The organism is Pseudomonas juntendi (genome assembly GCF_009932375.1).
Classification (GTDB): domain Bacteria; phylum Pseudomonadota; class Gammaproteobacteria; order Pseudomonadales; family Pseudomonadaceae; genus Aquipseudomonas; species Aquipseudomonas juntendi.
Window position 1 is genome coordinate 18,732 of record NZ_BLJG01000071.1, and the last position, 9,588, is coordinate 28,319.

A 9,588-nucleotide genomic window follows, 5' to 3' on the forward strand; every position below is an offset into this window, starting at 1 on the left:
CGAAAGCAAATGTGCCCCTTCTGCCGCCACAGTTTTCTGCTAGAATGATCGGCTTTCTTCTTTAACATCTCCAGGTGACCCGCCCATGCAGCCTATGCTGAATATCGCCCTGCGCGCCGCTCGCAGCGCCAGTGAACTGATTTTCCGCTCCATCGAACGCCTGGATAGCATCAAGGTCGATGAGAAAGAGGCCAAGGACTACGTTTCCGAAGTCGATCGCGCCGCCGAGCAGACCATCGTCAACGCCCTGCGCAAGGCCTACCCGAACCACTCCATCCAGGGTGAAGAAACCGGCCTGCACGCCGGCACCGGTGAAGAGGGCAAGGATTACCTGTGGATCATCGACCCGCTGGACGGCACCACTAACTTCCTGCGTGGCATCCCGCACTTCGCTGTCAGCATCGCCTGCAAATACCGTGGCCGCCTTGAGCACGCCGTGATCGTCGACCCGGTTCGCCAGGAAGAATTCACCGCCAGCCGTGGCCGTGGCGCCCAACTCAATGGCCGCCGCCTGCGTGTCAGCTCGCGCACCAGCCTGGAAGGCGCCCTGCTGGGTACCGGCTTCCCGTTCCGCGACAGCCAGATGGCCGACCTCGACAACTACCTGGGCATGTTCCGCGCCTTGACCGGCCAGACTGCCGGCATCCGCCGCGCCGGCGCTGCCAGCCTGGACCTGGCCTACGTTGCTGCCGGCCGCTTCGACGCCTTCTGGGAATCGGGGCTGTCCGAGTGGGACATGGCCGCTGGCGTGCTGCTGATCCAGGAAGCCGGTGGCCTGGTGAGCGACTTCAACGGTGGCCACGACTTCCTCGACAAAGGCCACATCGTTGCGGGCAACATCAAGTGCTTCAAGGCCGTGCTGACCGCTATCCAGCCACACCTGCCAGAAAGCCTGAAGCGCTAAGCGCGGATTGCTGGCAAACAAAAAGCACCCCTCGGGGTGCTTTTTTGTGCCTGCCGGAGCCGTCCACAATCCGCATTTTGTGGGAGCGGCCTTGTGTCGCGAAAGGGCTGCAAAGCAGCCCCGACAATCTCTGATGGGTCACAGACCCTGGGGCCGCTGCGCGCCCCTTTCGCGACGCAAGGCCGCCCCCACAAAAAAGAGCGGACCGCATTCAGACTTACTGCCCGGCCTCGCTCAGGATCAGCTTGCCATTCTTGTCCACCGGAATGGTCGACCCAGGCTCGCGGTCCATCTTCACCTGCCCTACCTGATCACCCAGGGTGTACTTCACGTTGTACCCCACCACCTTCTCACTGATGTCATTGACCGTATTGCAGCGGGTTTGCGTGGTGGTGTAGGTGTCACGCTGCTGCATGCCTTCCTGCACCTTGTTACCGGCATAACCACCACCGACCGCACCGGCAACGGTGGCGATCTTCTTGCCGGTGCCGCCACCGATCTGGTTGCCGAGCAAGCCGCCCGCCAGGGCGCCTACCACGGTACCGGCGATCTGGTGCTGGTCCTTGACCGGCGCCTGGCGCGTTACGGCAACGTCCTTGCACACTTCACGCGGGGTTTTCACCTGTTGCTTGATCGGCTGCACGTCGGTGACCTGGGCATATTCAGGCCCCTTGTTGACCAAGCTGTAGGTCGCGACAGCACCTCCGGCAGTCACACCGACAGCACCCAGTACCGCACCCACCAGCATTGATTTATTCACGTCAACCTCCTGATCGTAACAGCGGGTCGCAACCCGCGCTTCTCCCAGCCTTGGAGCAAAAAAAAAGGCGCGAGTTCAATACTCGCGCCTTTTGCACCGCCAGGCGGTGTTGGGCTAGCCGCTACGGACGATCGTCCACGCCTTCTGCCTTGGTCGGCGGGATCAGGTCTTCACTGTTCAGGTTCAGCCAGATCAATACCACGTTGGCGATGTAGATCGACGAGTAGGTACCTGCCATCACCCCGATGAACAAGGCCAGCGAGAAGCCGAACAGGTTGTCACCGCCGAAGAACAACAGCGCCGCGATGGCCAGCAAGGTCGAAACCGAGGTGGCGATGGTACGCAGCAAGGTCTGGGTGGTGGACACGTTGATGTTCTCGATCAACGAAGCCTTGCGCATGACGCGGAAGTTTTCCCGCACCCGGTCGAACACGACGATGGTGTCGTTCAGCGAGTAGCCGATGATCGCCAGCACTGCCGCCAATACCATCAGGTCGAAGGTGATCTGGAAGAACGACAGGATACCCAGCGTGACCACCACGTCGTGAATCAGCGAGATGATCGCCCCCACCGCGAACTTCCACTGGAAGCGGAAGGCCAGGTAGATGAGGATGCCGCCCAACGCCAGCAGCATGCCCATGCCACCCTGGTCGCGCAGCTCTTCACCCACCTGCGGGCCAACGAACTCGACGCGCTTGAGCGTGGCCGGGTTGTCGCCGCCCGCCTTCTGCAGTGCGGCAGCTACCTTGTTGCCCAGTTGCGGGTCATCACCCGGCATACGCACCAACAGGTCGGTGGTAGCACCAAAGCTTTGCACCACGGCCTCGTGGAAACCGGAGTCGACCAGCTCGGCGCGTACCGCCTTGAGGTCTGCCGGGCGCTCGTAGGTCAGCTCGATCAGCGTACCACCGGTGAAGTCCAGGCCGAAGTTCAGGCCTTTCTGCCACCAGCTGAACAGCGCCAGCACGGTGAGGAGCACGGTAATGGCGAACGCGACATTGCGCACGCCCATGAAGTTGATGGTTTTCATCGCAGCTCCCTCAAACCCACAGCTTCTTGATGTCACGCCCGCCACAGGTCAGGTTGACCATTGCGCGGGTCACCATGACGGCGGTGAACATCGAGGTGAAAATCCCGAGGGACATGGTGACCGCAAAGCCCTTGACCGGGCCGGTACCCATGGCGAACAGGATGCCGCCGACCAGCAGGCTGGTCAGGTTGGCGTCGATGATCGCGGTATAGGCGCGGTTGAAACCTTCGTGGATGGCGCGCTGCACCGACATGCCGGCCTTCAGCTCTTCGCGTATGCGCGAGAAGATCAGCACGTTGGCGTCTACCGCCATACCCATGGTCAACACGATACCGGCAATGCCCGGCAGGGTCAGGGTGGCCCCCAGCAGCGACATCAGTGCCAGCAGCAGCACCATGTTGCCCGCCAGGGCGATGGTGGCGATCACGCCAAAACCACGGTAGATGGCGATGATGAACAGCGAGACGAACAGCATGCCCCACAGCGATGCATCGATACCTTTGGTGATGTTGTCGGCACCCAGGCTTGGGCCGATGGTACGTTCTTCTGCGAAGTACATCGGTGCAGCCAGACCACCGGCACGCAGCAACAGCGCCAGCTCGGACGATTCACCCTGGCCGTTCAGGCCGGTGATGCGGAACTGGCTACCCAGCGGCGACTGGATGGTGGCCAGGCTGATGATTTTCTTCTCTTCGACGAAGCTTTGCACGGCCACGTCTTTCTCGACGCCGTCGACGGTTTGCTTGACGTAGCGGGTAACCGGCTTCTGCTCGATGAAGATCACCGCCATGCTGCGGCCAACGTTGCTGCGGGTAGCGCGGCTCATCAGCTCGCCACCGTGGCCATCCAGGCGAATGTTCACCTGTGGGCGGCCGTGTTCATCGAAACTTGCCTGGGCGTCGGTAACCTGGTCACCGGTAATGATCAGCCCGCGCTCGACCGCAGCGGACCGGCCGCCCTCGCGGAACTCGAACACCTCGGTAGTGGCCTTGGACGCACCCGGTTCGGCACCGAAACGGAACTCGAGGTTGGCGGTTTTACCCAGGATACGTTTGGCTTCGGCAGTGTCCTGCACACCTGGCAACTCGACCACGATGCGGTTGGCGCCCTGACGCTGTACCAGCGGCTCGGCCACGCCCAGCTCGTTGACGCGGTTGCGCACGGTGGTGAGGTTCTGCTTGATCGAGTATTCGCGGATTTCGGCGACCTTCGCCTGGGTCAGCGCCAGGCGCAGCACCGCAAGGTCGTTGCGCTCGGTGGTGGTCAGGTCGAAATCATTGAAATTCTTGCGGATCAGGGCACGCGCCTGTTCGCGGGTTGCATCGTCAGCAAAGCCCAGCATGATGCCACCATCCTGCTGAGGCAGGCTGCGGTAGCGCACACGCTCTTTACGCAGCAAGGTCTTGACCTCGCCTTCGTAGACTTTCATGCGGGCGCTCATGGCCTTGTCCATGTCCACTTCCAGCAGGAAGTGCACACCACCGGACAGGTCCAGGCCCAGCTTCATCGGGCTTGCACCCAGGTTGCGCAGCCATTGCGGAGTCGTCTGGGCCAGGTTCAGGGCCACGACGTAATCATCGCCCAGCGCCTTGCGCACCACATCCTTGGCCGGCAGCTGGTCTTCCTGGTTGGTCAGGCGGATCAGCCCGCTGCCCTTCTCGCCCAGGCTGGTGCCCTTGACTGCGATCTTGGCATCGACCAACGCCTTGCTGACGCGGTCGAGGTCGGCCTGGTTCACCTGCAGCGCCGAGCTGGCACCACTGATCTGCACCGCCGGGTCGTCCGGGTAAAGGTTGGGTGCGGAATAAATGAAACCGACCACCAGTACCAGCACGATCAGTGCATATTTCCACAGAGGGTATTTGTTCAGCATCACGCCGCCCGTTCAAGACGCGGGGCGCGTTGCGCGCCCCGACTGGAAAATAAAACCGGTAACTCAGATAGCCTTGAGCGTACCTTTTGGCAGGGTCGCAGCAATGGCGCCCTTCTGGAACTTCAGTTCGACAGTGTCGGACACTTCCAGAACCACGAAGTCATCGGAAACCTTGACGATCTTGCCGGCGATACCGCCGTTGGTGACAACTTCGTCACCTTTTTGCAAGTTGCTCAGCAGGTTCTTCTGCTCTTTGGCACGCTTGGCCTGTGGGCGCCAGATCATGAGGTAGAAGATGACCAGGAAACCGACCAGGAAAATCCACTCGAAGCCGGTACCGGCTGGGCCGGCGGCAGGTGCTGCAGCGTCCGCGTATGCGGCGGGGATCAAGAAGCTCATTGGGCACTCCTAATGTAATTTTCTAATAATGGATGCAGACAGTCAGTCCAAGGGCGGAACCGGAAGCCCGCGCTTGGCGTAGAAGGCGTCGACAAAGGCGGCCAATTTACCCTGATGAATGGCCTCGCGTAAACCGGCCATCAAGCGCTGGTAATGGCGCAAGTTGTGGATGGTATTCAGCATGCTGCTCAGCATTTCGCCGCACTTGTCCAAATGGTGCAGATAGGCGCGCGAGAAGTTGGTGCAGGTGTAGCAGTCACAGGTCGGATCCAGCGGCGATTCATCGTGGCGATGGAACGCATTGCGGATCTTGATCACCCCTGTATCGACAAACAGATGCCCGTTGCGCGCGTTGCGCGTTGGCATCACGCAGTCGAACATGTCGACGCCGCGGCGCACACCCTCAACGAGATCTTCCGGTTTGCCTACCCCCATAAGGTAACGAGGTTTGTCAGCCGGCATCTGGTCAGGCAGGTAATCCAGCACCTTGATCATTTCGTGCTTGGGCTCGCCAACCGACAGGCCACCAATGGCCAGGCCATCGAAGCCGATGTTTTCCAGGCCTTCGAGCGAGCGCATGCGCAGGTCCTGGTACATGCCCCCCTGGACAATGCCGAACAGCGCGGCGGTGTTGTCGGCGTGGGCGTTCTTCGAGCGCTGGGCCCAGCGCAGCGACAGCTCCATGGAGGTGCGCGCGACATCGTGCTCGGCCGGGTACGGGGTGCACTCGTCGAAGATCATCACCACGTCCGACCCCAGGTCACGCTGGACCTGCATCGACTCTTCCGGGCCCATGAACACCTTGGAGCCATCGACCGGCGAGGCGAAGGTCACACCCTCTTCCTTGATCTTGCGCATGGCGCCCAGGCTGAACACCTGGAAACCACCGGAGTCGGTGAGGATCGGGCCCTTCCACTGCATGAAATCGTGCAGGCCGTTGTGCTTCTTGATCACCTCGGTGCCGGGGCGCAGCCACAGGTGGAAGGTATTGCCGAGGATCATCTCGGCGCCAATGGCCTCGATATCGCGTGGCAGCATGCCCTTGACCGTGCCATAGGTGCCCACCGGCATGAACGCCGGGGTTTCCACGGTGCCACGAGGGAAAGTGATGCGACCGCGACGGGCCTTGCCGTCGGTGGCCAGCAGTTCGAAGGACATTCGACAGGTGCGACTCATGCTTGATCCTCGGGGCCGCGTGGCGCCGGATTGCGGGTGATGAACATGGCATCACCGTAACTGAAGAAGCGGTACCCCTGCTCCACCGCCGCGGCGTAGGCGGCCATGGTCTCGGGGTAGCCGGCGAAGGCCGAGACCAGCATCAGCAGCGTGGACTCCGGCAGGTGGAAGTTGGTGACCAGTGCGTCGACCACATGGAACGGCCGACCCGGGTAGATGAAAATATCCGTGTCGCCGCTGAACGCCTTGAGCACGCCGTCGCGCGCGGCACTTTCCAGCGAACGCACGCTGGTGGTGCCCACGGCGATCACCCGGCCACCGCGAGCGCGACAGGCCGTGATGGCATCGACCACGTCCTGGCTCACTTCGAGCCACTCTTTGTGCATATGGTGGTCTTCGATCTTGTCGACACGCACCGGCTGGAACGTGCCGGCGCCCACGTGCAGGGTGACGAAGGCGCGCTCCACGCCCTTGGCGGCAATTTTTTCCAGCAGCGCTTCATCGAAGTGCAGGCCGGCGGTGGGCGCGGCCACTGCACCGGCACGCTGGGCGTAGACGGTCTGGTAGCGCTCACGGTCGGCGCCCTCGTCGGGGCGGTCGATATAGGGCGGCAACGGCATGTGCCCGACGCGGTCGAGCAGTGGCAGCACCTCTTCGGTGAAGCGCAGCTCGAACAGTGTGTCGTGGCGGGCGACCATTTCGGCCTCGCCACCGCCATCGATGAGGATGACCGCGCCCTCTTTCGGCGCCTTGCTGGCCCTTACGTGAGCCAGCACCCGGTGGCTGTCGAGCACGCGTTCGACCAGCACTTCCAGCTTGCCGCCAGACGCTTTCTGGCCGAACAAGCGGGCCGGAATGACCCGGGTGTTGTTGAACACCATCAGGTCGCCGGGGCGCAGGTACTCGAGCAAATCGGGGAATTGCCGGTGTGCCAGCACGCCGCTCGGCCCATCGAGGACCAGCAGACGGCTGCCATGGCGCTCGGCCAGTGGGTGGCGGGCGATCAGGGAATCGGGGAGTTCGAAGGAAAAATCGGCGACGCGCATGATGATGTTCGGTTCGGCAGGGCCGGGAAGTTTAGCCCAATGTGTGAAAATTGACCATGAAAGCCGATTGACCGACCAGCGGCAGCTCTCTATACTGCGCGCCACACGCCCTGATGGCGGAATTGGTAGACGCGGCGGATTCAAAATCCGTTTTCGAAAGGAGTGGGAGTTCGAGTCTCCCTCGGGGCACCAAAATCCGGAAAAAACCGACCGTATGGTCGGTTTTTTTTCGTCTCGCCAAAACCACCCTTCGCCTTGACGCCACCGCCACGGCGCCGGGCCTCACCCCGATACCCCGATTCAATTGGCTACCCTTCTGATTAGCCCTTAAGCTGTCATTCGTCGGATATATCACGAAAGGATTGTCCGAATAATGGCACTTAGCCATAGTTGCGCACCCTTCCCCCTCAATCCTGTGTGAACCATGAAAGCTATAGCGCCCTGTGTGGCAGCAATGATGCTGCTGGGTGGGTGCAATGGAGTGCCAACGTCTTACGTTTCCGATCCCGTCTACAGCCAGGCATTCGTGGTCACCTCCGGTGCTCCGCTGCCAATGCTGCTGATGGCCAGCGCCATCCAGTGGAACGAGGATTACGCAGTAACCGCCAAACACACCCCCTTCCTGCCCAACGTGGTTCACGAAGGCCTCGGTGATGTGGTGTTCTTCAAGCACAAGGCTGCGACGGTACCGGCCTGGCGCCAGTACGTGCCGGGCGAGGCCGTGACGGCGGTCGGCTACAACAGCTTGATGATGCCGATGCAAGGCAAGGGCCATGCCCTGCCGTCGCTGGTTCGGCTGGAAGGTACGCCTGGCAGTGTCTTCTACTCGGTACACGATGGCCCGATCACCAAAGGCATGTCGGGTGGGCCTGTGTTTGCCGAGGATGGCAAGGTCGTGGGCATCAACGTGGCCATCATCCCGACCAGCGAGATCGACGCTGGCAGGCGCCCCGACCTGATCGGCAAGGAACGCATCAGCGTGTTCATGTCGTTCAACGAGATCGACAAGGAGTGGCGGCGCTATCAGTACCTGCTGGCACGCAAGGCCAAGCCGAGGGCGCCGGCTGCGGTCAAAGGCTACGTGGCGGTGGCCGCCAAGCCGTGAATCGGGGCGCGGTGCTGGATGGAAAGCGGCCTATGATGTGAGGCTGATGGCCTCTTCGCGGGTAAACCCGCTCCTACAGGGCCTGCGCGGGATTTGAGCCTGCGCTCGGGAGGTCCGAGTGCCATGCTTCAATCACGACATCGCCGGCCTGCTGCTCTATCCACAGCTGGGCTTCACACCATTCGGCATCATCAAGTGGCCACCCAATCGTATCCTTATGGATACACCCGCTCAAGGATGACGAACCTTCGGCGCCCCTCGACGTCCCATCCTGCATCCCCCGCGTTCCGAGGTACCCCCGCGTGAAAGACGTCATCGCCCGCAAGTACCGCCTGGTGGTGAAGACCATCGGCTACATCGGCTGGTCGCTGTTCTGGCTGCTGATCTGGGATGTGCTGGTCACCATCGACTTCATGCTGTTCTTCAACAGCAAGTTCACTTTGCCGCTGATCCCGTTGACCCTGCTGGGTTCGGCGCTGGTGGTGCTGGTGAGTTTTCGCAACAGCAGCGCCTACAACCGCTGGTGGGAAGCACGCACCCTGTGGGGCGCGCTGGTGAACAGCTCGCGTAGTTTTGCCCGGCAGACGCTGACCCTGATCGATGACACGGACGACGGCCTGAACCCGGTCAAGGCCACCCTGCTGCGCCGGCATATCGCCTATGTGAACTGCCTGGCGGCACACCTGAAGGGAGAACCCTGCCCGGAGGAACTGATGGCTTTTATCCCGCCGGCGGAGTTCGAACGGCGCAACCGCTCGAACAACTTCGCCAACGACATCCTCAGCGGCTCGGCGGCCTTGCTGGCCCGGGAGTACCAGGCCGGGCGGCTGGACAGCATTCGCCTGGCGCGGCTGGAGGCAACCCTGGTGGACCTGTCCAATGCCCAGGGCGGCATGGAACGGATTGCCAATACGCCGCTGCCGTACCCTTATGTGTATTTTCCGCGCCTGTTCATCACCTTGTTCTGCCTGATCGTGCCGGTGGGCCTGGTGGAGTCGCTGGGCTGGTTCACACCGCTGGCCTCGACGGTGGTGGGGTTCATGTTGCTGGCCATCGAGCGGATCGGTACCGACTTGCAGAGCCCGTTCAGGTTCAGTGAACACCAGATCCAGATGGACACCATCTGCGAGACGATCGAGCGCAACCTGGAATCGATGCAGCGCGAGGCGCAGTGTGGCGAGGTTGTGGGAGCCTGATGGATTTTCGGGCTGCCTTGCGGCCCTGGCTATCGGTCAGGCCCGCACATAACGCTGGCGCAACACATCACTGAGCATGTCCACCAGCAACACCAGCAC

Annotated in this window: 9 protein-coding genes and 1 tRNA gene; 4 read left to right on the top strand and 6 right to left on the bottom strand. The window is 61.7% G+C overall.

The features are described 5' to 3' along the window. Positions 1 to 85 precede the first annotated feature (85 nt). Positions 86 to 904 carry a type III secretion system regulator SuhB gene (gene suhB / locus GYA94_RS10600; protein WP_009682045.1) on the top strand — a complete coding sequence of 273 codons (819 nt, stop codon included), beginning with the start codon at positions 86 to 88 and terminating at the stop codon, positions 902 to 904. Between the two features lie 217 nt (positions 905 to 1,121). Here suhB and GYA94_RS10605 read toward each other — a convergent pair whose 3' ends face one another. From GYA94_RS10605 to queA, 6 genes are all read right to left on the bottom strand, one after another. Continuing rightward, entirely contained in the window at positions 1,122 to 1,664 is a 543-nt protein-coding gene (locus GYA94_RS10605; RefSeq protein ID WP_033744396.1) for a glycine zipper 2TM domain-containing protein, read from the bottom strand. A gap of 121 nt (positions 1,665 to 1,785) precedes the next feature. Further along, positions 1,786 to 2,694 (bottom strand): protein translocase subunit SecF, encoded by a 909-nt coding sequence (gene secF, locus GYA94_RS10610; protein ID WP_161892289.1) that lies wholly within the window; start codon positions 2,692 to 2,694, stop codon positions 1,786 to 1,788. A gap of 10 nt (positions 2,695 to 2,704) precedes the next feature. Further along, a complete protein-coding gene (gene secD, locus GYA94_RS10615) occupies positions 2,705 to 4,567 on the bottom strand; it encodes a protein translocase subunit SecD (protein WP_054890336.1) in 1,863 nt (620 codons plus the stop codon). Positions 4,568 to 4,630: 63 nt separating this feature from the next. Further along, positions 4,631 to 4,966, bottom strand: a complete 336-nt coding sequence (gene yajC, locus GYA94_RS10620; protein WP_008092587.1) for a preprotein translocase subunit YajC — start codon at positions 4,964 to 4,966, stop codon at positions 4,631 to 4,633. A 42-nt stretch (positions 4,967 to 5,008) separates the two neighbouring features. Next, positions 5,009 to 6,124, bottom strand: a complete 1,116-nt coding sequence (tgt, locus tag GYA94_RS10625) for a tRNA guanosine(34) transglycosylase Tgt (protein ID WP_009682049.1) — start codon at positions 6,122 to 6,124, stop codon at positions 5,009 to 5,011. 14 nt (positions 6,125 to 6,138) lie between these two features. Next, positions 6,139 to 7,188, bottom strand: coding sequence for a tRNA preQ1(34) S-adenosylmethionine ribosyltransferase-isomerase QueA (gene queA / locus GYA94_RS10630; RefSeq protein WP_054911410.1), 1,050 nt, complete (start codon positions 7,186 to 7,188; stop codon positions 6,139 to 6,141). A gap of 107 nt (positions 7,189 to 7,295) precedes the next feature. Here queA and GYA94_RS10635 point away from each other — a divergent pair. From GYA94_RS10635 to GYA94_RS10645, 3 genes are all read left to right on the top strand, one after another. Next, positions 7,296 to 7,380: transfer RNA gene (locus GYA94_RS10635), tRNA-Leu, on the top strand. A gap of 265 nt (positions 7,381 to 7,645) precedes the next feature. After that, the gene (locus GYA94_RS10640; RefSeq protein WP_161892291.1) at positions 7,646 to 8,293 is read left to right on the top strand and encodes a trypsin-like peptidase domain-containing protein; all 648 of its coding nucleotides are present in this window, start codon (positions 7,646 to 7,648) and stop codon (positions 8,291 to 8,293) included. Between the two features lie 302 nt (positions 8,294 to 8,595). After that, the gene (locus GYA94_RS10645; RefSeq protein WP_161892290.1) at positions 8,596 to 9,489 is read left to right on the top strand and encodes a bestrophin family protein; all 894 of its coding nucleotides are present in this window, start codon (positions 8,596 to 8,598) and stop codon (positions 9,487 to 9,489) included. Positions 9,490 to 9,588 lie beyond the last annotated feature (99 nt).

Coding starts and splice junctions, on each gene's coding strand:
- suhB (WP_009682045.1), top strand. CDS start 86: ATGCAGCCTATGCTGAATATCGCCCTGCGCGCCGCTCGCAGCGCCAGT.
- secF (WP_161892289.1), bottom strand. CDS start 2,694: ATGAAAACCATCAACTTCATGGGCGTGCGCAATGTCGCGTTCGCCATT.
- secD (WP_054890336.1), bottom strand. CDS start 4,567: ATGCTGAACAAATACCCTCTGTGGAAATATGCACTGATCGTGCTGGTA.
- yajC (WP_008092587.1), bottom strand. CDS start 4,966: ATGAGCTTCTTGATCCCCGCCGCATACGCGGACGCTGCAGCACCTGCC.
- tgt (WP_009682049.1), bottom strand. CDS start 6,124: ATGTCCTTCGAACTGCTGGCCACCGACGGCAAGGCCCGTCGCGGTCGC.
- queA (WP_054911410.1), bottom strand. CDS start 7,188: ATGCGCGTCGCCGATTTTTCCTTCGAACTCCCCGATTCCCTGATCGCC.
- GYA94_RS10640 (WP_161892291.1), top strand. CDS start 7,646: ATGCTGCTGGGTGGGTGCAATGGAGTGCCAACGTCTTACGTTTCCGAT.